The sequence below is a fragment of the Corynebacterium sp. HS2168-gen11 genome (genome assembly GCF_024834075.1).
Lineage (GTDB): Bacteria > Actinomycetota > Actinomycetes > Mycobacteriales > Mycobacteriaceae > Corynebacterium.
This window is the reverse complement of sequence record NZ_JANUXR010000007.1, coordinates 1-22,503: the sequence shown is the minus strand read 5'-3', so window position 1 is coordinate 22,503 and position 22,503 is coordinate 1. Positions and strand designations below refer to the sequence as shown.

At 49.6% G+C, this 22,503-nt stretch carries 22 protein-coding genes and 1 pseudogene; 8 read left to right on the top strand and 15 right to left on the bottom strand.

Annotated features, from left to right (window positions below):
• Position 1: 1 nt before the first annotated feature.
• From NXS99_RS06185 to ssd, 3 genes are read right to left on the bottom strand one after another with little or no spacing between them, the layout of a single operon-like run.
• On the bottom strand, positions 2-823 hold the full coding sequence (locus tag NXS99_RS06185) for a type II secretion system F family protein (protein ID WP_259287792.1): 822 nt from the start codon (positions 821-823) through the stop codon (positions 2-4).
• Positions 820-1,962 carry a TadA family conjugal transfer-associated ATPase gene (locus NXS99_RS06180; protein ID WP_259287791.1) on the bottom strand — a complete coding sequence of 381 codons (1,143 nt, stop codon included), beginning with the start codon at positions 1,960-1,962 and terminating at the stop codon, positions 820-822. Before NXS99_RS06180 ends, NXS99_RS06185 begins: the two co-directional genes overlap by 4 nt.
• Positions 1,959-3,026 carry a septum site-determining protein Ssd gene (ssd, locus tag NXS99_RS06175; protein WP_259287790.1) on the bottom strand — a complete coding sequence of 356 codons (1,068 nt, stop codon included), beginning with the start codon at positions 3,024-3,026 and terminating at the stop codon, positions 1,959-1,961. The genes NXS99_RS06180 and ssd overlap by 4 nt, the downstream gene beginning before the upstream one ends.
• 679 nt (positions 3,027-3,705) lie before the next feature.
• Between ssd and NXS99_RS06170 the strand changes: the two genes are divergently transcribed.
• Positions 3,706-4,602 carry an HAD family phosphatase gene (locus NXS99_RS06170; RefSeq protein WP_259287789.1) on the top strand — a complete coding sequence of 299 codons (897 nt, stop codon included), beginning with the start codon at positions 3,706-3,708 and terminating at the stop codon, positions 4,600-4,602.
• 198 nt (positions 4,603-4,800) lie between these two features.
• On the opposite strand, the gene NXS99_RS06165 is transcribed toward NXS99_RS06170, so the two are convergent.
• Complete coding sequence (locus NXS99_RS06165) at positions 4,801-5,379, bottom strand: hypothetical protein (RefSeq protein ID WP_259287788.1); 579 nt, start codon at positions 5,377-5,379, stop codon at positions 4,801-4,803.
• 221 nt (positions 5,380-5,600) lie between these two features.
• On the opposite strand from NXS99_RS06165, the gene NXS99_RS06160 reads away from it, so the two are divergent.
• Positions 5,601-6,101, top strand: a complete 501-nt coding sequence (locus NXS99_RS06160; RefSeq protein ID WP_259287787.1) for a phage holin family protein — start codon at positions 5,601-5,603, stop codon at positions 6,099-6,101.
• Positions 6,102-6,180: 79 nt separating this feature from the next.
• Positions 6,181-7,146, top strand: coding sequence for an alpha/beta fold hydrolase (locus NXS99_RS06155; RefSeq protein WP_259287786.1), 966 nt, complete (start codon positions 6,181-6,183; stop codon positions 7,144-7,146).
• Between the two features lie 33 nt (positions 7,147-7,179).
• Here the strand turns inward: NXS99_RS06155 and NXS99_RS06150 are convergent, their stop codons facing one another.
• From NXS99_RS06150 to nth, 4 genes are read right to left on the bottom strand one after another with little or no spacing between them, the layout of a single operon-like run.
• A complete protein-coding gene (locus tag NXS99_RS06150; protein WP_259287785.1) occupies positions 7,180-8,385 on the bottom strand; it encodes a MarP family serine protease in 1,206 nt (401 codons plus the stop codon).
• A gap of 3 nt (positions 8,386-8,388) precedes the next feature.
• Positions 8,389-9,102: a CoA pyrophosphatase gene (locus NXS99_RS06145; protein ID WP_259287784.1), complete on the bottom strand. Its 714-nt coding sequence runs from the start codon at positions 9,100-9,102 to the stop codon at positions 8,389-8,391.
• Complete coding sequence (locus tag NXS99_RS06140; RefSeq protein WP_259287783.1) at positions 9,089-9,682, bottom strand: TlpA disulfide reductase family protein; 594 nt, start codon at positions 9,680-9,682, stop codon at positions 9,089-9,091. Before NXS99_RS06140 ends, NXS99_RS06145 begins: the two co-directional genes overlap by 14 nt.
• A 30-nt stretch (positions 9,683-9,712) precedes the next feature.
• Complete coding sequence (nth, locus tag NXS99_RS06135) at positions 9,713-10,438, bottom strand: endonuclease III (protein ID WP_259287782.1); 726 nt, start codon at positions 10,436-10,438, stop codon at positions 9,713-9,715.
• 436 nt (positions 10,439-10,874) lie between these two features.
• On the opposite strand from nth, the gene glxR reads away from it, so the two are divergent.
• Positions 10,875-11,558: a CRP-like cAMP-activated global transcriptional regulator GlxR gene (glxR, locus tag NXS99_RS06130; protein WP_259287781.1), complete on the top strand. Its 684-nt coding sequence runs from the start codon at positions 10,875-10,877 to the stop codon at positions 11,556-11,558.
• 254 nt (positions 11,559-11,812) lie between these two features.
• Here the strand turns inward: glxR and NXS99_RS06125 are convergent, their stop codons facing one another.
• The 4 genes from NXS99_RS06125 to NXS99_RS06110 all read right to left on the bottom strand — a co-directional run bounded on the left by NXS99_RS06125 (position 11,813) and on the right by NXS99_RS06110 (position 13,824).
• The gene (locus NXS99_RS06125; RefSeq protein ID WP_259287780.1) at positions 11,813-12,643 is read right to left on the bottom strand and encodes an MBL fold metallo-hydrolase; all 831 of its coding nucleotides are present in this window, start codon (positions 12,641-12,643) and stop codon (positions 11,813-11,815) included.
• Positions 12,644-12,698: 55 nt separating this feature from the next.
• Positions 12,699-13,157, bottom strand: coding sequence for a RidA family protein (locus NXS99_RS06120; RefSeq protein ID WP_259287779.1), 459 nt, complete (start codon positions 13,155-13,157; stop codon positions 12,699-12,701).
• Positions 13,158-13,319 (bottom strand): DUF4177 domain-containing protein, encoded by a 162-nt coding sequence (locus NXS99_RS06115; RefSeq protein WP_259287778.1) that lies wholly within the window; start codon positions 13,317-13,319, stop codon positions 13,158-13,160. It abuts the gene before it with no gap.
• 181 nt (positions 13,320-13,500) lie between these two features.
• A complete protein-coding gene (locus tag NXS99_RS06110) occupies positions 13,501-13,824 on the bottom strand; it encodes a WhiB family transcriptional regulator (RefSeq protein ID WP_259287894.1) in 324 nt (107 codons plus the stop codon).
• A gap of 227 nt (positions 13,825-14,051) precedes the next feature.
• On the opposite strand from NXS99_RS06110, the gene NXS99_RS06105 reads away from it, so the two are divergent.
• The gene (locus tag NXS99_RS06105) at positions 14,052-16,463 is read left to right on the top strand and encodes a transglycosylase domain-containing protein (protein WP_259287777.1); all 2,412 of its coding nucleotides are present in this window, start codon (positions 14,052-14,054) and stop codon (positions 16,461-16,463) included.
• Between the two features lie 83 nt (positions 16,464-16,546).
• Here NXS99_RS06105 and NXS99_RS06100 read toward each other — a convergent pair whose 3' ends face one another.
• On the bottom strand, positions 16,547-17,008 hold the full coding sequence (locus tag NXS99_RS06100; RefSeq protein ID WP_259287776.1) for a GatB/YqeY domain-containing protein: 462 nt from the start codon (positions 17,006-17,008) through the stop codon (positions 16,547-16,549).
• Between the two features lie 427 nt (positions 17,009-17,435).
• Between NXS99_RS06100 and NXS99_RS06095 the strand changes: the two genes are divergently transcribed.
• Positions 17,436-17,858 carry a hypothetical protein gene (locus NXS99_RS06095; protein WP_259287775.1) on the top strand — a complete coding sequence of 141 codons (423 nt, stop codon included), beginning with the start codon at positions 17,436-17,438 and terminating at the stop codon, positions 17,856-17,858.
• A 65-nt stretch (positions 17,859-17,923) separates the two neighbouring features.
• Here the strand turns inward: NXS99_RS06095 and NXS99_RS06090 are convergent.
• Positions 17,924-18,036 (bottom strand): annotated as a pseudogene (locus NXS99_RS06090) (IS3 family transposase); the annotation flags it as partial.
• Between the two features lie 730 nt (positions 18,037-18,766).
• On the opposite strand from NXS99_RS06090, the gene NXS99_RS06085 reads away from it, so the two are divergent.
• The gene (locus NXS99_RS06085; protein WP_259287774.1) at positions 18,767-19,189 is read left to right on the top strand and encodes a hypothetical protein; all 423 of its coding nucleotides are present in this window, start codon (positions 18,767-18,769) and stop codon (positions 19,187-19,189) included.
• 204 nt (positions 19,190-19,393) lie between these two features.
• Positions 19,394-22,252, top strand: a complete 2,859-nt coding sequence (locus NXS99_RS06080; protein WP_259287773.1) for a DNA methyltransferase — start codon at positions 19,394-19,396, stop codon at positions 22,250-22,252.
• Between the two features lie 72 nt (positions 22,253-22,324).
• Here the strand turns inward: NXS99_RS06080 and NXS99_RS06075 are convergent.
• Positions 22,325-22,503, bottom strand: a 179-nt coding sequence (locus tag NXS99_RS06075) for an integrase core domain-containing protein (protein ID WP_259287893.1), incomplete at its 5' end; no start/stop codon positions are given.

Genomic DNA, 22,503 nt, shown 5'->3' with positions numbered 1-22,503 from the left:
CTCAACTGGCCTTCATAATAATTCTGTGCGACCACAACAACCCAAGTGCTTCAAGGCACAGGCCAGCGCAAAGAATCACTGCACCTAACGTGGTTCCGGATAGGAACGACAACACATCAACGCCTAAGCCGTATCCTAAACCGATGCCTGCAAGAGGCAACGCCGCTAGCATCCAAGAGGAAACAGTAGCTGCCTGTAAATGTGCATGAACATTACGGTAATGCTGCTGTTGTGCTTCGACTCGCGCACGAACTTCTTTCGTTAATGCTGCCAGCGAAATGCCGTGTCGTTGTGCGATTGCAAGTCCATGCGCAAGATGCGCAAATCCTGCGATATTACTGCATGCTAATTCTGCAGCTGGCTGTGAAACTCCTGTTGCACTTCGCCATGCACACGCTCGCAAGAGCGCCTGCAATTGTGCATGATGACAATGCTGTGCTCCAGCTTCTAATGCTTTTGCCAAGGAAGCGCCTGCACATAATTCTCCTTCAATCACGCTTAAGGCCTGCATTGCAATAGTTTCACGTTGATGCTGAACTTTTTGCTGATGATGTGCTTGGATTCGGATACCAATCGCCAGTAAGAGCAGGGTTGTTGCGACGGCAATTGCCAGACTGTCCGAATACGCCCACACCAATAGCACTGCAATACCAGCGCACATCATGCCGAAATGATCCTGCGCATACTGTAAACCATGCTGTAAGCTGCGATGCCGCGTATCAGCACCTGCTGGTTGCACAGTGTGCAGTCGTAAGAGTTGGCGTGGCTGCAAAATCATGAAAGCGGCTGCACATAACAAACTTGCGATTCCTACCGTCATCATGCCAGCACCTTCATAAGCTGCGATGTTGGTCCCGTCTTATGACTCCACACCACTTGTACTTGCGGCGGAAATGAGTCAATCATGCCAATTTGATGTAAACGACGTCCGGTTGCAGTACGTTTCATCACGAGAATAAGGGGTGCTGCAGCAGCAAGCTGCGCTAAGACAGTTTCTCGGCCCATATTTCCAAGAGCTGCTAATGCTTCAATGCGGGCTGGAACTTCTCGCACATCGTTGGCATGCAATGTACCTGCACAACCTTCATGGCCGGTATTTAATGCAGTGAGCAAATCAATAACTTCCGGACCGCGAATCTCACCAACAATAATGCGATCAGGTCGCATACGCAGTGACTGCTGCAATAAATCCGACAGAACAATTGCACCTTTACCTTCAGTATTTGCACCTCGAGTGACCATTGTCAGCACATGCGGATGATTCGGTTGTAATTCAGCCGTATCTTCTAACACAATCAAGCGTTCTTGCGCAGGTACTTCTCCAAGCATGGCGGATAATAACGTGGTTTTCCCGCTACCAGTACCACCAATGATCAAAAATGAATGCCGCTTTGCAATGATTCTGCGTAATAGTGCAACTGTGTCCTGCTGAAATGTCTGCTGCTGCGCTAACTCCTCTAACGACACGCTCACTTGACGTAACACACGCAACGACAAGCATGTTCCTGCTTGTGCCGGTGGACTCAAAACGGCATGAATACGAATATTTGTCCCATCCAGGCGTTCGAGTACGCCATTAGCAAAACATTGCGATTCATCAAGGCGCGAACCAGCAGAAAGGATCAATCGCGTGGCTAGTCGACGCACATCTTCTTCAGTTTCAAAATGCAGAGGAAATCGTTCCATCCCCTGGCCACGATCATAAAAGATATGGTCCTTCCCATTCACAACCACATCAGTTAATCCTGGGATACTAAAAATGGGTTCCAGAATACCCACACCTTGCACGTCGTGACGCAATTTGCGCAAGATCCGTAACACTTCCACATCACTTAAAACAGTCGCCGACTTTTTCCGAATAGCAGCTGCTATTGCTTGTGGATCAGACTCACGTAACTCACCAGCGGCAATCGCATGCTGCAGGTACTCAAGGATCTCTTGCACGCGTTCGTCGTATTTCATGCTGCATCCTGTTCCATGCGTAATGCTTGCACGCAGGTGCGCATACTTTTTGGTAATTTGCTAAATCCAGCTGCTGCTAAACCGGTAGTTTCGATGCGTTTCGCAAGTGCCAGGTCTTGAAATATTTCACCTGTAACATGCCATCCCACCAACCGCGTGAGATCAGCAATTCTTAATCCTGACCAGCCACGATGTCTGGCAACTACATCGCGACGCACACCAAACCGTTGCAATTGCTGTCCCAATTGTGCGCAAGCTGCTGCAGCATGTACTTCCACTGGTGTAACCAGCACCAGTTGATCTGCAAGTTCAGCAAGTTGTACGCGATAATCGGCATATCGTGGTACGTCAACTACCACGGTGTAGCGTTCTTGAAGTGCACGAATAGCCATGCTGACGGATTCCACGCTCAGCCCAGTATTTGCAAGTACGCGTGAGGGAGAAAGCACTGCCAATCCAGTGGTGGTTCTTGGTAAAGATTCATACAGTTCTTGAGCCACAAGTTCACCTGATCGAAAATTCACATCACTCCACCGCACGCCGACGGTTTCTTCTATGCCGATGCATAAGTCGAGTCCTGCCGAATGCGGGTCAGCGTCGACCAGCACTGTGGGATGCTCTTGTGCGCAATATAAACTCAACGCTGCCGCAACAGTAGAAGCACCGCATCCACCAACTGCACCGGTTACCATGATGGCAGTACCTTGTCCGTGGTCACGATGTACTAACCGTTGCCCCGTTACTGTACTGATGTCATGTAAGAGATCTTGTGTTTGCCGCGGAATCAGGTACGCATTTTGCGCATGCCATTGCACGACTTGTTGCCAGTCGATTGTGTGCGTATCTGCATAGACCACAAATAGCGAGGTATTGGGGGCAATTCGTGCTAAATACGGAGCAATTGCGGCATCACTAATACACACACGCGCATGTGCAACGTGGCGTTGAAGTACGCGTGGATCCGTAGTATCCAAAACTTCGTATCCGGTGGCCGCAGCTAAGGCGATAATCTCTGCATGTACCACTGGATCTGAAACTGCGACAAGAAGGTGGAAATGTTGCATGCCCAGATTGTGAACGAGAGTTATCTGCAGTTCCACTGAACTTCAAAAATAATTTTGAATCTGTGGAATTATCGCGAGTTTTTGTAACTCGCATTACATTCTTCTCACAGTTATCCACAACTTTGGAAAAATTCGCTCTTTCCCTTGCATACCTGCAAGATACCTGCTAAATGGTTTGCTGCAGAGGCAACAAATCGCCACAGATCACAACCAAGAACAGCACGATCGTGAAAAACATCGCCGCGCCCGCAAACTATATTCCCGAAGCACAGCCATCCGCTGGAATGGCGTCGCAAAGCCTAAGGAATGCATGCTCATCTATCGTCGCACAGCCCCCTAGGCAGCGCGTTATATTGGATGCGTCGAGCGAGCACCGCGGTATCCGCATAAACAGCAACTACATGCCTTCATTTAGAGGTCATTATTGCTCGACGCCGTCACCTGAGGCAGATATGCAAGCGACCCGTGTCACAGGGGGTGGGGGGACACGGGTCGCGATCAACTGAGGGGTATCAGTTGATATAGGCCACACAAATTAAGGGGCCATACACCAAAAGTATCACACACTTTCTGCTCTTCATGCAAGAGTTTTGAAAAAATAATTGCAAATCCCCCTCTTTCGGGTAGCAGGCTCTACACTTAAGGAAGAAGACTACAGCGATATGAGGCATATTCATCCATGAGTCACTCACCTGCACACCAACCCCAGCATTCATCACGGCATCAGCCCACACACGCTGTGCAACCACGCACACACAATGCTCCCAAGACCAGTTTGGCGCGCAAAAACAGCACCGTAGCTGCATTTTTCGATCTAGACAAAACCATCATCGCCACTTCGTCGGCCTACGTATACGGCAAAGAATTTCTCAACTCTGGCCTCATTTCCCCAACCACGGCCCTCTATTTATCATTAGCCAAAGCCTCCTACATGTTCACGGGTCACACCAGCGAACAACTCGACAACACCCGCGACCAGCTCGCCGCCATAATCCGAGGCTGGGACGTTGCACAGATTTCTCAAATTGCCAGAGAAGCGTTATCAACTACTGTCACTCCCACGATTTATGCCGAAGCACGTGAGCTCATTCAAGGACATCTCACGTTAGGGCACGACGTCATTATCGTCTCCGCTTCTGCAACCGTCATCATCGCCCCAATCGCTGAAGAACTTGGTGTGACCACCGTTATCGGCACAATTTTGAGCGAAAAGGACGGAAAGTTCACTGGCGAGATTGAGTTTTATTGCAAAGGTGAAGCCAAAGCGACGGCTCTCCAACACCTCGCCATTGAACGTGGCTACGACTTGCAGCAAAGCTACGCCTATTCCGATTCGATCACCGATCTCCCCATGCTAGAAGCCGTTGCGCACCCAGTTGCGGTCAATCCCGACCGCGCACTTCGCAAATACGCCCAAGAGCACGGTTTTGAGATTCGTTCCTTCCGCAACCCTGTGCCGCTGATTACCTTGCCAAGCAGCCGAGATCTTACTGTCGGCACTGGTGTAATTGCCGGTCTTGCTGCACTTACCGCTGCTACGATGTGGTGGCTGAAACGCCCTCCAACATCCGCCTAGGCTGCGCTGCTACTGATCGTCTTGTGTGATGTACCGCGCGAGACTTCCAGTGATCCCGGCGCGCTCACGTCCTAACCCAACTGCCCCGGCGCGCTCACTACCCGGCGCACCCGTGCCCAACAGCGTCGTCACGCCCCACTCCCCAGCATCCAACCGCCCCGGCGCGTCCGATACACCTCACCAACAATCAACAATTCCTCACGATAAACCCACGACCTGCGCAATACCACGCGCTTCTTGGGCTCCCGCTCGCATGGCCGCCAACCAAAAATCACTAAACATCTCTGGCTCGTAGTTGTCCATACACGCCGCATACTCCTGCGCATGTCGCGGAATATAGATTTCTGGCACACACAGATTCTTCGGATCAAAACCGGTCGCCATCGCCGCAATTCTGCCGCAGATCGCCCCAATATTTCGACTCCGCTGTTCCCCTAATAGGTTTCCTTGCGCAATCTCGTAATGCACCATCACCACCAACGCCGCATCACTCACGCGCTGCTGTTGTATTTCGCGTCCGAGCGCCATCAGCCGTTTCGCTTGTGCTGGCCCTGCCGGTTGCCCGTTCCCACCTAAAAGTACGTCTAACCGTGCAATCAGCTGCATAGGTGCGCGTCGAAACAATCGCGCGGTCTGCTCACGACTATGTGGGGCAAGCACACTCCATGCGCTTAACGACGCTTCTTGGCTCACCTTCTGCTTCTCAATCTGCGCCATAATCACTGCGGCACGCGCAATTGATGCCGAGCTTGTCGCACCTGCGTCACGCAGATTCACGGGAAGTCGATGAACACTGTGAATGTCAGAAACAACCTCGCGCAGTGTTCTCGCTCGTTCTGTTTGGGTGAAAGATTGATCATAGTTATGCATTATTCCAGCGAGAATACAGCTTCTCTACAACAAATTTGCAACAAACACTTAAGTTTATTCCCATTTTTGTACAATTCATGGCACGATAAAGAGTAACTCGTTTTAAATATTGGAAAAGGAACACTCACGTGAGTAACGACAATGGCATGTTCACCGACACCCCGGAAACTTTTGACGCAAAGGTGAACTCTATTCCTCTGTCCGATGTCGATTCTTCAACCCAAGGATCCATTGGTGAATTGGTCGGTAACGCTACCGAACAGATTTCCCTGTTAGTACGTTCTGAAATCGAACTCGCAAAAGCTGAAATCGGTGGCGAGGTGAAAAAAGGCGTCCTCGGTGGCGGCCTCTTTGCCGTTGCTGGCGTGATCGCGCTATATAGCTCCTTCTTCTTCTTTTTCTTCGCTGCAGAATTGCTCAGCATTTGGTTGCCACGCTGGGCAGCGTTCTTAATCGTCTTCCTCGGCATGCTGGTGTTCGCAGTCCTGCTGGTCATTGTTGGTGTTCGCAAGCTCAAGAAGATCAGTTCCCCAAAGAAAACGATCAACTCTGTTTCCGAACTGAAAACACTAGTCCCAGGTAAAGCTAAGAAAGCTCTCGACTCGAAGTCAACAGGGATGTTCAGTTAATCGCTCGTCCATCACATTGCACTGTACCCTCGTTGTGTTTGCACGAGGGTCTTTCATTTTCTCAGCACCATCTGCGTGCATGTCATTATTTTCATACTTCACTGCATCAAGGATTCTCGTGTTCCCCGATTCACCACCAAGTGTCGTCGCGTATGAGGGTGAGTTCACCCACCGCGATCTTCATACGCGTGGCATCCGCCTACACGCAGTGAGTGCTGGAAACCCGCAACACCCGCTCGTCCTTTTCCTTCACGACGCATTAACCTGCTGGGCCGACTATGCCGATATTCTTGCCCCGCTCGCCGCTCAAGGATGGCACGCCGTCGCCCTTGACCTGCGTGGTTATGGCATGTCAGATAAGCCGCCGCACGGCTATTCCGTCCGCCACATCGTTGGTGATCTCGCAGGTGCAATCCGGACCTTAGGCTACGATCATGCGCATGTGTACGGCAGTGGGGTGGGTGCTCATCTGGCCGTGCTACTTGCAACCGCTTATCCGAACGTGGTGGCGTCGATAAGCTTCAGCGACGGCGGCCACCCAAGCGATCTACGAGCACTTATGCTGCGACACCCGTGGGCTTTACGACGCCACTGGCGCAGCGCCTGTGTGTCCTATATCAGCCCTGCTGTCGTCGGCGGCACAGTACTGCCATGGCCAAAGTTGATTCAATGTAATCTGCGACGAGTCACCACTGAACAGTTTCACATGAGCCAGGCCTATCAGATCAACCTTGAGCGTCGCGTGCAAGCAGCCTCGATTTCGCATGTGCCGCAAGCTATGCTGAAGGTCGTCAAGCTTGCATTTGCCACGGTCCCAGCCAAATGGCAGCACGCCAATCTCGTGCAACCAGTGTTGCAGTTCCAGTCGCCGGCAGCGCACACTAATCTGTTATTTCGTGCATTACAACGCCGCGCACCCGATTGCCAGCAGATACGTCTGCCAGAGACGAATCTTCGGCCGCATCTGGAAAATCCCATTGCGTTTTGCCAGGCGCTTCACACCTTCATGGCAGCGCACACTGCTGAAAACGGCGCACAAGCCTAAAAAACGGCGCAGGCCTCACAAGGCGCAGCTCGTTTATGAATGCACAATGCATTCCTTCGTGCCAACTGGCTGCGTCAACGCGCTCAAATCGCCAATGGCTGCTTGCACAGATTCTGCAGTAAGTGCATAGCCAATATCTGAATTTTGATGAGCATCGGCACCAAAGACCACGCCGATAACTTCGCCTTGCAGGTTAATCATCGGACCGCCAGAATTGCCTTGCCGAATTGTGCCGCGCACCGTATACGCTTCACGCTCAATACGGCCTTGCGCATAAATGTCCGTACCTGAAATTAGCAACGATTCACGCACGCGTGCCGGCGCTGCTTCAAACGGTCCACCAGCTGGGAATCCCATCACGACCGCATCTTGTCCACTTGTGGCAGGTCGAGTTGCCCACGGCAATGGCGGAATATTCATGTCCTTGGCGTACAGCACCGCAATATCAAGTTGTGGATCATAGAACACAACCTCAGCAGGGAACGTACCCACCACGCTTTCTAACGAAACCTCATCGGTACCTGCCACAACGTGAGCATTCGTAATCACGTGATGATTATCAACCACGAAACCAGAGCCCATGAGGCGCTTGGCGCAGGTTGGAGCTGAGCCAACCACGTGCACCACGGCTGGACGCAATCTTTCTATTAAGGCCACGTCTTCAACTTCAATGGCAGGCGCTGCCACAGCAATATTATCGTGGCGGTTAAATGGCGAGATCAGCGGTGGTAAGCCAGAGTCGGAAAGCATGGCCGAAATTTTTGCCGGAAACTCACCCAGCTTGGTCGGCACCGCGCGATCAACAAATCCCAACACCCGAGAACTTTGAATACCTTGCGCTAATGGGCCTGGTAAGCCTGTCACCACTGGAATTGAGACCAACCACAAAACAGTCAACGTCGCGAATGCCTGAAACATCGCACCGGCAATAGAATCCAGCACTAGACTTTGACGCCATTTCATCTGTTCACGCACGTTCGCGCCTAATGCCCCACCAATGAGATTGCCAACACCCACGAGCATGACCATCACTCCAAGCGCCAGCAAAAACCTTAAGGCAACGTGCTCAGTCAAAGACATCATCAATGGCGCAACCGCAGCACCACAGATCAATCCAGCTAGCACACCGATCATCGACAAAATTGACGCAAACGCGCCTTGACGCCAACCTAAGTACACGCTCAAGCACACGGCTACAGCTATGCACAGGTCGACAATAAGATCTACACTAAAATCCACGTGCTAGCCTTTGTCTTCGTGTCGGTGATTATTGCGTGAACGGGCAATACTTTCCGCTAAATCGTAGTGGGTTGTCGTATCCCATGGTTGCTCCCAACCCGCGTGGCGAATAATTCCAGCTAAAATTCTGGCGGTAAAACCCCAAATCAAATAATCCCGAATATGAAATGCCGGGCCACTCCAAGCTTCACGACGCACCACAAATCGGCGCGCAGGGTCAATCAATTCATGCACGTTGCAATAAAACACTTCATCAACTTCTTCAGGGCTCGCCTGATACACCGCTGGACGGTTCGGTGCGTAGGCCAACACCGGCGTGACAGGATACCCAGTTGCTTGTACCATCACAGGTTCTAACTCTGCCAAAGGCGTGACCGCACTTGCCACTAGACCAACTTCTTCTTCAGCTTCCCGCAACGCGGTATGGGTATAGGTAGTATCGGTGACATCAACACGCCCACCGGGAAACGCAATTTGCCCACTGTGCGAACGCATTGTCACAGAACGATGAGTGAGTAACACTGCAGCATCACGTGGCAGCGTCGTCGCAGCTGGAGTTCCACAAATGGCGACCAGCACGGCTGCGTGGCGATCACTTTTTGGTCGTATACGCTCAGGTAAAACTACATGCAAATCTCGTTCCAAGGCTCCAGAACGAACCGCCCCTATTAAGGAATCCAACCATACAGGTGCCGCTGCCAGATTATGCTCCTGCACCGGCATGCTCCTTGAGTGCAGTATCAATCGCTGTTTCTAATTCCTCATAGGTGCGAAATGCTTGCGGCAGCGCTGTGAGCATATCGTCTCCCCGGAAAACCACAGTAATTGGCACTACCTGCGGCAAAGCAAAATGACTTGCGAAATCATTATGGTCATCTTGATAAGACGGTACGTTTACCTTCAGCTCGGTGAGCATATTCGCACCGGTTGCTGCGTTGGTATCCGCATGCAAACCGACGACATTCCACTCTGGATGCGCAGTAGCCAACATCTCAAACAGTGGCAGTTCTTCTCTACAAGGTGCACACCACCAGGCCCATACATTCACCACCGTGATCGTTTCTGCAGAAGTTGCAGCAGGTGTGTCCGAAAGAATTGTGGCATCGCCTAAACATGGAAGTTCAAGGGATGCGAACGGCACTCCTGGGCAGTTCGGACGTGGTGGAAGCGCCACATTCGCCGTTTCTGAGGTGGTATTGGCAGCAGAATCGTGCTTGGTCAATCCATCAAGCTGGATAAGAATAAACACTAAAATTGCTGCAAACACAACACCAGAGATGAACATGAGGCGGCGCATACATTCTCCTTAGCTGCGAAATCGTGCAATCTAGTTCAATAATGACACAAGATGATCTTTTTCTGCAGGCTCTGCTTTCATCATGCGCAATGCCTGGATTGGATCCTGCTCGCCTGTTTTCGAGCTCGGACACATCGGCGCAAGATAGCATGCTGCACACGCAGGTTTGCGACTATGGCAAATCCGGCGCCCATGAAAAATAATGCGATGGCTAAAAATCGTCCAATCAGCTGGCGGGATAATGACTGCGAGTTCACGTTCGACAACTACTGGATCTTCACTGTCGGTTAATGCGAAACGACGCACCAAACGACCAAAATGGGTATCAACAGTCAAGCCCGGAATATCAAAAGCATTGCCACGCACCACATGGGCGGTTTTCCTGCCTACTCCTGGCAATCGAACCAGTGCATCAAGATCTGTCGGAACGTCACCGTCATAATCAGCCATCAAAATTTGCCCAATCCCAATCAGATGTTGCGCTTTGGCTTTATAAAAACCTGTTGGGCGGATAATTTCTTGTAATTCTTCTATATTTGCAGTGGCATATGCCGCAGCCGTTGGATAGCGCTGGAACAATGTCGGTGTCACACTATTGACACGAACATCGGTGCATTGTGCCGATAGCACCGTAGCAATCAGTAGTTCCAGCGGCGTTGTGAAATCGAGTTCGCAGTGCGCATCAGGATAGCCTTCGGCTAATTGTCGATTCAATTTGCGACCACGACGCACCCGCGCCAACTGTGTGTGCTTCATGCTCTAAGGGTATCCCGCCTTGAAGATTTGCTCTAACCGTCTGCCAATTGCCACTCGTAATGAGAGACGCTTGCTATGTCTGTAGCTTCGGAGACAATAACAAAAATCATCGATATTTTTGTTACCCCCGACCATACACAGCCCACCGTATATATCAACCAGCAGAAATATCTCCTCGAATAGATCACACTTAACGATTAGAAGTGAAATATTACACTTTCACCCCCTTTATTACCCCCACTGTCCACCCATTCGCCCATTTCAGTGACTGACGTGCGAAGATCAACATCAAAGTAGTAAAGTGGTCTATGACACTATCTGTCTGTAGCATCTCTGATGCGGCCAGATTTTCTTTAGTGTGGAGATGTGTGGTGTAGCTCCATGGTTTAAGAAAAGCCTGGTATGGATCCCACACAAACATGAGGAGTATTTTTACATGGAAGGCGTACAAGACATTCTTTCGCGCTCTGGCATTTTCCAGGGCGTCGATCCAATCGCCGTCGCAAATCTCATTGGGGAACTCGAATCTGTTCGATATCCTCGCGGATCCACAATCTTCGAAGAAGGCGAACCTGGTGACCGGCTGTACATCATCACTTCCGGCAAGGTGAAGCTGGCTCGTCACGCTCCAGATGGTCGTGAAAACCTGCTCACTGTTATGGGTCCATCTGATATGTTCGGCGAACTGTCAATCTTCGACCCAGGCCCACGTACTTCCTCTGCAATTTGCGTAACTGAAGTACAAGCAGCAACCATGAACTCTGAGATGCTGCGTCAGTGGATCGCAGATCATCCTGAAATTTCCGAGCAATTATTGCGTGTACTTGCACGTCGTTTGCGTCGCACGAACTCTGCTCTGGGCGATCTTATCTTCACCGACGTGCCAGGCCGTGTGGCAAAAACTCTGCTCCAGCTAGCCAATCGTTTCGGCACACAAGAAGGCGCTGCACTTCGCGTGAACCACGATCTGACCCAGGAAGAAATCGCACAACTTGTTGGCGCTTCCCGCGAAACCGTCAATAAGGCGCTTGCTACCTTTGCACATCGTGGCTGGATTCGTCTCGAAGGCAAGTCCGTACTCATTGTTGATACAGAGCATTTGGCAAAGCGCGCCCGCTAAGACCTCTTGTAACTCCTCTGATGGCTGCTACCAATGAGTCATCAGAGGAGTTTTTGTATGCTTACCCGGCGCCACCACGCGACACATTAGGCACCCGCGCACCTCGCCACGCACCCGCGCAGCGCAGCTGGCAACGCACCAAACACCAACGCACCCACACGAGGCAGCCGCCCGGCGCCGCACCTTCTCCATCGTTCCTACAGGAAAACCACCTGCACGTTTCCGCAACAGGTGGTTCTCACTCTCACAAGCTTTTAGGCTTCTTCCGTGGTCTCAGCATGTGTTGCCAAATACCGCAGAGCTACGCGGGTGGATTGTTCCGCAGCACCGCGCAACACCGGATCCACATTGTCATAGACCTCGTCAATAATAGTTTTCAGCGGCGCGTCTGCCCCGAACTTCGCAAGCGCTTCACGCAGTTGCTCTAGACGCTGCTCACGACGTTGAATATACCAACGCGCAAAACTGGTCACATCACTGCCATCTGGCCCATGCCCAGGCAATAAACGCACATCAGCACCGCGACGTTCCAGCATCGACAAGGTTTCGAGGTAATCACCCAAATCACCATCGGTTTCTGAAATCATAGTGGTGTGGCGCCCAGCGATAGTATCGCCGGTGACAATACCTTCCAGCGTGGATTCACCAGGCACGCCCGACCAAATAAAGAAACACACGGAATCTTTCGTGTGTCCTGGGGTGTGCACCACCTCGACCTGCGGGGTCACGCCATCGATGGCGATGATCTCACCGTCGACAAGCGCCTCGCCGCCGAAGCAATAAGCTTTATCAAATGCACGCACCGCCGCTCCGGTCAGCTGGCGGAATCGGTGTGCGCCATCGGCGTGATCGTAATGACGATGTGTCAGTAGCACCAATCCGACTTCGGCGGCTTTGGTGTGCAGCACATTAAGGTGGCCTTCATCGGCAGGACCTGGATCAATGACGATGCTATGAGTATCCTCAGGCGCGCGAATCACCCATGAATTTGTACCTTCGAGGGCGGCATAGCCTGGGTTCGGACAAAGAACGACGGACGCCGACGGGGTTACCGGACGTAGCTGGCTGTAAGCAGGATGCTCCATAGTGTTTAACTCTAGCCTATGAAATGAACTGACTCTACTTAAATTCAAGGGGAACTTATGCCGAAACTTCGACAATAATTTCAATTTCCACTGGTGAATCTAGTGGCAATTCTGCCACGCCAACTGCCGAACGAGCATGCTGACCTGCATCTCCAAAGATTTCAGTCATCAACTCAGACGCACCATTGACAACTGCCGGCTGGCCGCCAAATCCTGGAGCAGAGGCCACAAATCCAACAATTTTCAACACGCGGACCACATTATCCAGGCCCACTTCAGCATCAATCGCCGCAAGCGCATTCAGCGCAGCCGTCCGTGCCAGCTCATAGGCTTGCTCTGGGCTCACATTCGCGCCAACTTTGCCGGTGAGCGGCAATTGCTTGTCGACGAATGGTAGCTGGCCGGAAGTCCAAACTTGATTGCCTGTGCGAATTGCCGGTACATAACTTGCAACCGGTGCAGCTACCGCTGGCAACGTCAGGCCGAGTTCTGCAAAACGATGATGAATAGACATTTATGCTTCTACTACTTCGCGCTTCATATATGCCACAACATTTTCAGGGTTCATACCTGGGACAACGGTGACAAGTTCCCAGCCATCTTCACCCCATGAATCCAAAATCTGCTTGGTCGCATGGACAAGGACTGGCACGGTAACATATTCCCATTTCTTCATGCTTCACACTGTACCCAATGACATCTTTACTGGAAAGTACAACGAAGCTTCTTCCCAGCAGTATTTCTCATCACGATGTTCTGCCGACTTCCGGCGTCTGCCACAAATTCCAGTTGAGTGCAATTATTCTCAAGACACAACCATCACTAGAGCTCCGCGCATCACGCACAATATGCTACCGCTATAAATTGCCAGTATGATCATGGCCGTTGTGATAAAACTCGGCCCATGATGTGATTTCTGGATAATTGCGAAGAAGTGCTCGTCGTTCTCGCTCGGTCAGGCCACCCCAGACCCCAAACTCCACCTTATTATCTAAGGCATCAGCGCGACAGTGCAGAATCACTGGACATCGTTGACAAATCAGCGCCGCTCGTCGTTGCGCAGCCCCACTGACAAATAAGGCATCTGGATCACCTTTACGACACTTCGCAGATGTCACCCATTCAACTCGAATCGACGCATGAATATTTCTATTTTTAACGCCTCTTACACCTTTCCTCATCGCCAAAGATGCAGCCATTCGATGACGCCCTCCTGTCATGCATTCACTCGCTGAAGGCTCATCTCCAAACGTAAAAATTGAGCTGATGTGTGATTGCCCTCAAAGTATTTTACACAATCTTTTGGCTGTAAGTGTATTCACATAAATGAGATAAAGTCGAATGAGTCACACATTTTGGGGTACTGTTATATACCCCTTTCACAACAATCATGGCTAGGCTAGTAGATGTGCCTGTATTAAAACCTTTGTCAAAGATCTTCACTGCCACTCTCACAGCAGGTGTGGCAAGTGCAATTGCGCTGACGCCACTGGCTGCACTTGGCAGTGTCGCAATTGCACGCACCGATGAAACTATGCAGTCGAACCTGCAAGATCTCACATCATCGACCACTCCTGGGGTCACCACCATTACCGATAAAAATGGTCAACCATTTGCATGGCTCTACGATCAGCGTCGATATGAAGTCCCTGCTGATGCAATTGCTCAATCGATGAAAGACGCCATTGTTGCAATTGAAGATCGCCGCTTTTATGAACATAACGGTGTCGATATTCAGGGCAATGTTCGTGCGATGCTGCGCAATATTTTAGCTGGTGGTGTGGAACAAGGCGCATCCACAATCAACCAGCAGTATGTCAAAAATTATCTCTTGCTTGTTTCATCAACGACAAAGGACGAACAACAAGCTGCAATTGAAACCTCAATTCCACGAAAACTGCGCGAAATGCGCATGGCTTCCGGACTTGATAAAACGCTCACCAAAGATGCGATTTTAACGCGATACCTCAATATCATCCCCTTTGGCAATGGCGCCTATGGCATTGAAGCAGCCGCCCAAACATATTTCGGCATTCCAGCATCACAGCTGAATATTCCCCAATCGGCCATGCTCGCAGGCATTGTGCAATCATCAAGCTATTTCAACCCTTATACAAATCCAGAAGCAGTGCTGACAAAACGTGGAATTGTCTTACAAGCGATGGCTGATAACGGGGTGATTTCCCAACAAGAGGCTGATGCTTTCCAGCTAGAACCGCTTGGTGTACTAGAACAGCCGATTATTCCACCAAACGGTTGCATTACGACTGGTAATCGTGGATTCTTCTGCGATTACGTGCTGCAGTATCTTGAGAAAAAAGGGCTTAGCCTTGAAAAACTGCATCGCGGCGCCTATACGATTCACACAACGTTGGACCCAGAAGTACAAGAAGCTGCCCATAATGGAGTAACCAGCCAGGTTGATTCGCATACTGCAGGTGCTGCAGCGGTCATGAACATTATTGAACCAGGCAAAGACACACGTCGCATTCTCGCAATGACATCTTCTCGCGACTATGGCTTGGATCTCGATGCAGGTCAAACTGTTTTGAATCAGCCAGCGACGTTAGTCGGTAGTGGTGCAGGATCGATTTTTAAGATCTTCACCGCTGCCGCTGCGCTCGAGCAAGGGTTCGGTCTTGACTCGGTCTTTAGCGTGCCACCTCGTGTCGAACTTCAGGGCATGGGTGCCGGTGGTGCTGCGAACTGTCCACCAAATACATACTGCGTGGAAAACGCTGGTAGCTACGCACCTCAAATGTCACTTCAAGACGCCTTGGCGTATTCGCCAAACACATTATTCGTCAATCTTATTCGCGATGTCACAGTGCCAAGTGTGGTGGATCTTTCCGTTCGTCTAGGATTGCGTTCATACGGCGAAAAAGGCAGTTGGGATGCAGAAACTGCGATCGCTGATGTGATGAAGAAGCAAAATCTTGGTTCCTATACGCTTGGCCCAACTGCGGTGAATCCGTTGGAGTTATCGAATGTTGCGGCCACCATCGCCTCTGATGGTACGTGGTGTGAACCGACTCCAATCGAACGCATGGTAGATCAGGCAGGCCACGAAGTATTCTTGGAAAAGCCTGTCTGCGAACAAGCCACCAGCGTTGAAGTCGCTCGCGCCCTTGCCCACGGCATGAGCGCTGACATCATCAAAGGCACTGCAAAAGACGCGGCAGCAGCAGCTGGCTGGTCGTCACCACTTGCCGCCAAGACTGGTACCACGGAATCGCACCAATCTGCAGCTTTTATGGGCTTTAATGATCGTTTTGCAGCAATCACGTATATCTATAACGATGGCACCACCGTTGCACCACTGTGTACTGCTCCATTACAGCAATGTGAAAACGGCAACCTCTTCGGTGGCTATGAGCCAGCACGCAGCTGGTTTGCTGCAGCGCAACACACTTACGCCAGCGAGGGCGGATTGGCACCATTGAATCATGAATATCTCGGTGGCATTGCTGACCGTTTGACTCATGAGTTTGCCGGTCAACCTTATGATCGAGTGAAGCACACCCTTGAAGATCGTAAGTTCGTTGTCGTTCAGCAAATCACTGCTGGAAATGGCATACCGAAGGAAACCGTGATGCGTATCGACGCACAAGCGCCATTGCGTGAAGGCAGTCGCGTTGTCGTGGTGGTTTCTGACGGTACCGCACCACCAGTGCGCCTACAAGAACCTCCAGCAGAACCAGACGATACGGTCGAAGTCGACGAGCTCACTCCGGAGGAGGAAGAAGAAATTCAACGTCAGCAAATTGCACAGCTGCAAGAATATTTCCGTCAATTACAACAACAGGCTCGAACCCCTTAAAGCCTCGTGATAAGAAAAAACTTCCGGTGATTCCTCTGCAAAGGATCATCGGAAGTTTTTGTTATGCACAGTTCTTAAAACGCTTAGGCAAGCGCCGCCCGAACTGCCGTTGATAAGCGCTTACCATCAGCTGCACCTGCAGCAAGTTCGGTTGCAGCTTTCATCACTTGGCCCATTTGCTTCATGGTTGCTTCACCGGCTTCTGCCACAACTTGAGCAATAGCTTTTTCCACGACGCTTGCCAGGGCTGCGTCGTCAAGCTGCTGCGGCTGGTATCCACTTAACACCTCAGCTTCGGCAAGTTCGGTATCAGCTAATTCTTGGCGACCATTTGCCGCATAAACCTCAGCCGACTCTTTACGTTTTTTCACCTCACGAGCAATCACCTTCAAGATCTCCTGATCGGTGAGCTCATGCTTGGATCCTGCAGTTTCCTCGGTTTGAATCGCAGCAACCAGCATGCGCAAAGCGCCCGTGCGAGTTTTGTCACGAGCCTTCAACGCGGCTTTCATATCGTCACGGATTTGTTGTTTTAAGTCACTCATAGTTTTCTATCTTACGCCGCTTGTGCAGTTTCGGCTCGCGCGTTGTTACAGGTGACCGGCTCTTATCTTTTGCCCCCGACTCCAGCACGGCGCATCACACGAGCGGTTTGCGCACAACCAATGCCGTTTTCTTTGCGACGCAACCTTGCAATTTCGGCTTTTACTTTCCCTCTCGTTCACTTTTTGTTTGTGCATGAAGTGGCGTTCGTTTAGGCAGATAACTTTCCACTAGATTTTCTCGTGCAGTCTCAATCACAACACTGGCGAGAAAATAGATTCAGATCACAGAAAAAACTTTTTCCCTTTCCCAAATAAACATTAGTTTGATATAGTCGCGTGATACGGTTCGACGGAAGTCCCGTATCCCTCAACCCTTTATCTCTGCTGGTTATTCCGACGAGTCAGAGTATTTCGTTAAGGAGAAAATATGCCGTTCAACATTCATGCCATCGCTCAGAAGTTTGCTCCTGTTGCAGGAGCTATTGCACTCGTTGTCTCTATTGTGTTGGGTTTTATGACTCATTTTGGATATTTGGACAACACTTCCTCCTCTGCCTCTACACGTGGCAAAAATCTGGTTGTCCGGGTCACTGACCAGCATGGATTACCACGTTGGTGCTCTGTTAAGGAGTTAGGTCCGGGACCTCATCTGGCTATAGCAAAGCATGTTACTCGTGGTATTTATGTCGACTCCTTCGCTCCAGGAACAACAGTACCTATCCGCTTTGATTGTGGGAAAACTCCGGGCACTCAAGTTATGGATGTAGAATTTTCTATTCCTGAGACTGGAGTGGCACGGGAGTATATAACCATTCCGAATCCTGATTCACTGCTGTCTAGCTCGGAATAAAAGCGTTCTACTTAAAAAATCTCTCTGATTCTGAACTAGCCTCCGAAAGTTGGACTGGTGTAATTCTAGGAGACTTTGTTCCCAAGGGTCTGATTCCGATATTGCATCGAGGTCAGACCCTTGAGACGTTGTTGTAAACGTTCATTGTTGTACCACAAATATAGTCGTCGAAAGCTTGCAGAACCCGATAAACTCGACAAAGAAACGATTCCGATATTCATCAATGAACCGAATTATTTCCGGCGTTTCGAGTCGAGTATTGACACGAAAAAACCGACGCAGCTTTCAACAACTCATTGGTGTCGCGAAGCTGTTGGTTTTCACACCGTAGCCTTGCAATTTTCAGTTTCCAAGTGCTCTGTCATGCGTTTAATAACGCGTCCTTCACGGCGAGCTATCTATACCCATTGCCCGGCAGTATGCCATGAAACACCGAGTTTCGATGCCTCAATCTTGCATGCATCTTGCAGGGAAACGTTTTCCGCTAGAATTTGCTCTTCTCTTAAGCCAATAATGCTGTCTTTAAACTTCTGCTTAAATTTCTTTGACCTAGTCCAGAGTATGCTTATCTATCGAACAGAGACCAAGCTCAACCCACTTCACTGTTGTCGTAAACAATAGGATTTCTGCTACTTCTTTTTCCCTTTTCTCTTTCTTTTTTATTTGTGTGCGGATTTACCCTCCCAGCCACACAGATAATTTTCCACTGATTTTTCTCGCACAGAGTCAGTTATAACACTGGTGAGGAAATAGATTTAAATCACACAAAGAAAAACTTTTGTCCATTCCAAACTAAACTTTAGTTTGATACAGTTGCGCTATACGGTTCTATGGAAGTCCCGTATCCCTGTATCCATTATCTCTAATGTTTATTCCGAACTCGTGAGATTTTTTCTTTAAGGAAAAATATGCCGTTCAACATTCATGCCATCGCTCAGAAGTTTGCTCCTATTGCAGGAGCTATTGCACTCGTTGTCTCTATTGTGTTGGGTTTTATGACTCATTTTGGATATTTGGACAACACTTCCTCCTCTGCCTCTACGCGTGACAATAATCTGGTTATCAGGGTTACTGACCAGCATGGATTACCACGTTTGTGCGCTGTTGACTATTTAGGTCCGGGACCTCATCTGGATATTGCAACCCCTCCTATTCGTGGTATTTATGCCGACTCCTTCACTCCAGGAATAACAGTAACTCTCCGCTTTGATTGTGGGAAAACTCCGGGCACTCAAGTTATGGATGTAGAAGTTTCTATTCCTGAGACTGGAGTGGCCCGGAAAGATATAACCATTCCGAATCCTGATTCACTGCTGTCTAGCTCGGAATAAAGGCGTTCTACTGAAAAAATCTCTTTCATTCATGAAAGAGATTTTTTTTAAGTTTTATGTCCAAAGGAAAACGAGTGCAGGTCCCTATTCCATTCTGAACTAGCAGATTGAGATCTTTAGCTCTTTTAATCGTAATAAGTTGGGTTAAAGGCAGTAGTTTTAAGGATAGATAAAATTTGTCCGGCCATTAAAAGATTGGTTCCTATGTCTGCCCATGCACCAGTTCTAGATCGCACTACGATCCGCCATAACCTCACCGAGTTTAAGATCCGATGGCTTGAGAAAATCGAGGAATGGAAAACCGAAAATCGACAAGCCACTGAATCGAGCCATGACCAGCAATTTTGGGCAGGTCTTTTGGGATGCTTCGGTATCAATGCGCAAGAGCTGTATATCTATCAGCGTTCGGCTAAACGTGCTTCTACTGGCCGTATTGGCAAGATTGATATGTTTATTCCTGGCAAGGTTATTGGTGAAGCAAAGTCACTCGGAAAAGGCGTCGAAAGTGCGTATAGCCAGGCATTGGATTACTTGCAAGGTGGTACGATTCCGAATTCGCAAATGCCTGCCTATGTGTTGTGTAGTGATTTTGAGACTATTCGCGTTACCCGTCTAGGCCGCGCTGAGGACGCAGGACAATCGACTTGGGATGAGAGGTTTCCGCTGTCAGAAATTGATGAGCATGTAGAGCAACTAGTTTTCCTAGCCGATTATGAAACAACGGCCTATCGCGAAGAAGAAGCAGCTTCCTTGGAAGCATCTCGCTTGATGGTGGAGTTATTCCGCGCAATGAATGGCGACGATGTAGACGAAAAAGTCGGCAATGAAGCTCCGATTAACCCAGAAGATGAAGACGCACGCGTTCAGCAGACCTCGATGTATTTGACGCGTATTTTGTTCTTGCTGTTTGGCGATGATTCTGGACTGTGGGAACCAAAACATCTGTTTGCGGATTTCGTGACTAATGAGACGACTCCAGAAAACTTAGGCGTGCAACTAAACGCATTGTTTGATGTGCTTAACACTCCAGAAAATAAGCGCTCACCGAGGCTTCCTGGCACGTTAGCGAAGTTCCCATATGTCAATGGAGCATTGTTTGCTGAACCTTTAAACCTTGAATATTTCGATGTAAGTATGCGAGACGCTTTATTAGCAGCGTGTGCATTTGACTGGTCGAAAATTAGCGTGGCCACGTTTGGTTCTTTGTTCCAATTGGTGAAGTCTAAGCAAGCACGACGAGGCGATGGCGAGCACTATACGAGCGAGAAAAATATTCTTAAGACGCTAAACCCACTGTTTCTAAACGAGCTAAGAGAGCAAGCGAACAAACTGGTGGCCAGCCCGTCTACACCTGTTCGCAAGCTAGAGGAATTCCGAGATTCCTTAGCCGAGATGGTGTTCTGTGACCCCGCGTGTGGTGCTGGAAACTTCCTTATCGTGGCGTATCGTGAGCTTCGTAAGATTGAGACTGACCTTATTGTGGCGATTCGTCAGCGTCGTGGGGAAACTGGCATGGCGTTAGATATTTCCTGGGAGCAGAAGTTATCTATTGGCCAGTTCTATGGTTTTGAGATTAACTGGTGGCCTGCCAAGATTGCCGAGACTGCGATGTTCTTGGTTGATCATCAGTCCAATAAAGAGCTTGCCAATGCAGTGGGACGCCCACCAGAGCGCCTACCGATTACGATCACCGCACATATTCATCACGGGAATGCTTTAGCCCTTGATTGGGCGCAGATTCTCCCGAAGCTGCAGGGGATGACGTATGTGTTTGGTAACCCGCCATTTATTGGTCAGTATTCTAAGACTGGTAATCAAAAAGCGGATATGAAGCGGATTTGGGGTAAAGACTATGACGGTTATCTTGATTACGTCACAGGTTGGCATGCCCAAGCCATGCACTTATATAAAGATCGATCAGGCGAGTTCGCGTATGTAACCACGAACTCAATTACGCAAGGACAGCCAGTGCCTGCGTTATTTGGCACGTTAGCAAAGCAAGACTGGCGGATTAAGTTCGCACACCGTACGTTCGCATGGGACTCAGAAGCTCCTGGTAAAGCAGCGGTACATTGCGTCATCGTTGGGTTTAGTCGTGATCGTGGTGTCAAGCAACGACTATGGGACTATCCAGATGCTAAAGGTGATCCGGTAGAACAACCCGTTGAACAAGGAATTAACGCCTACCTTGTAGACGGTCCATGGATATTATCCGAAAAAAGGATGCGGCCATTATCTAATGTTATTTCGAAAGCTACGCGAGGTGCACAGTCAACTGATAATGGCCACCTTCTTGTGAAAGCAAAAGACTATGAAGAAGTCGCAGCTGATCCAATAGCAGCAAAATATTTACGACGATTCCGCGGCAGTGAAGAGATCGTGAATAATTTGGATCGTTGGTGTCTATGGATGGCAGGAGATGATTTTCAACCAAGTGATATCGCTAAATCACCTGTGTTACGAGAACGTGTTCAACTCGTAAAAAAATTCCGTGAAGAAGCAAAGCCAACCGGAGATGCGTATAAATTGCGGAATACACCACATTTGTTCCGTGGAGCTAAAATGCCGCAAGGAAAGTACTTAATCATACCTAGGGTTGTGAGTGAGACACGAAAGTTTTTCACGGTAGCGTTTTATGATGAAACGATAGTGCCCTCAGACGCTGCTTTTTGGTTACCGTATGAAGATGAATTTGCGTTTTCGTTGTTCTCTTCTTCGATGTTTATTACATGGCTGAGAACTGTAGGCGGACGAATGAAGTCTGATTTGCGATTTTCTAATACTCTCGTGTGGAACACTTTCCCAGTGCCAGATATTGATGACGCAACACGGGAGAAAATTATCAAAGCGGGTAAAAAAGTCTTGGAAGCACGAGCACTATATCCGAATCGTTCGCTAGCGGATCTTTACAATCCGTTGGCAATGTCTCCAGAACTTTTACGTGCGCATGATGCGTTGGATCGCGAAGTTGATAAAGCGATGGGAGCGCCCCGCAAATTGACGAGCGCACGGCAGCGTCAAGAGATTCTGTTTGCGAACTACGCGAGACTCACGAAGTCCTAGCGACCCCAATCCCTAACATAAGCGCCTCGGCACGGCTATGAACTAGCCTCCAAAAGTTGGACTGGTGTAATTCTAAGCGACTTTGTTCCCAAGGGCCTGATTCCGATATTGCATCGGGGTCATGCCCTTGAAACGCTGTTGTAAACGTTCGTAGTTGTACCACACGATGTAGTCGTCAACGGCTTGAGAAAACTGCTCAACGCTGGCGTAGTGTTCACCATGATACATTTCAGTTTTACAATGACCGAAGA

Bases quoted from the DNA above. Each gene is read 5' to 3' on its own strand.
- NXS99_RS06095 (WP_259287775.1), top strand. From the start codon at position 17,436: ATGCCGTTCAACATTCATGCCATCGCTCAGAAGTTTGCTCCTGTTGCA.
- NXS99_RS06120 (WP_259287779.1), bottom strand. From the start codon at position 13,157: ATGTCTATTCATCATCGTTTTGCAGAACTCGGCCTGACGTTGCCAGCG.
- NXS99_RS06110 (WP_259287894.1), bottom strand. From the start codon at position 13,824: ATGAGGAAAGGTGTAAGAGGCGTTAAAAATAGAAATATTCATGCGTCG.
- NXS99_RS06085 (WP_259287774.1), top strand. From the start codon at position 18,767: ATGCCGTTCAACATTCATGCCATCGCTCAGAAGTTTGCTCCTATTGCA.
- NXS99_RS06180 (WP_259287791.1), bottom strand. From the start codon at position 1,962: ATGAAATACGACGAACGCGTGCAAGAGATCCTTGAGTACCTGCAGCAT.
- NXS99_RS06125 (WP_259287780.1), bottom strand. From the start codon at position 12,643: ATGGAGCATCCTGCTTACAGCCAGCTACGTCCGGTAACCCCGTCGGCG.
- NXS99_RS06140 (WP_259287783.1), bottom strand. From the start codon at position 9,682: ATGCGCCGCCTCATGTTCATCTCTGGTGTTGTGTTTGCAGCAATTTTA.
- NXS99_RS06170 (WP_259287789.1), top strand. From the start codon at position 3,706: ATGAGTCACTCACCTGCACACCAACCCCAGCATTCATCACGGCATCAG.
- ssd (WP_259287790.1), bottom strand. From the start codon at position 3,026: ATGCAACATTTCCACCTTCTTGTCGCAGTTTCAGATCCAGTGGTACAT.
- glxR (WP_259287781.1), top strand. From the start codon at position 10,875: ATGGAAGGCGTACAAGACATTCTTTCGCGCTCTGGCATTTTCCAGGGC.
- NXS99_RS06080 (WP_259287773.1), top strand. From the start codon at position 19,394: ATGTCTGCCCATGCACCAGTTCTAGATCGCACTACGATCCGCCATAAC.
- NXS99_RS06100 (WP_259287776.1), bottom strand. From the start codon at position 17,008: ATGAGTGACTTAAAACAACAAATCCGTGACGATATGAAAGCCGCGTTG.
- NXS99_RS06115 (WP_259287778.1), bottom strand. From the start codon at position 13,319: ATGAAGAAATGGGAATATGTTACCGTGCCAGTCCTTGTCCATGCGACC.
- nth (WP_259287782.1), bottom strand. From the start codon at position 10,438: ATGAAGCACACACAGTTGGCGCGGGTGCGTCGTGGTCGCAAATTGAAT.
- NXS99_RS06155 (WP_259287786.1), top strand. From the start codon at position 6,181: ATGTCATTATTTTCATACTTCACTGCATCAAGGATTCTCGTGTTCCCC.
- NXS99_RS06185 (WP_259287792.1), bottom strand. From the start codon at position 823: ATGATGACGGTAGGAATCGCAAGTTTGTTATGTGCAGCCGCTTTCATG.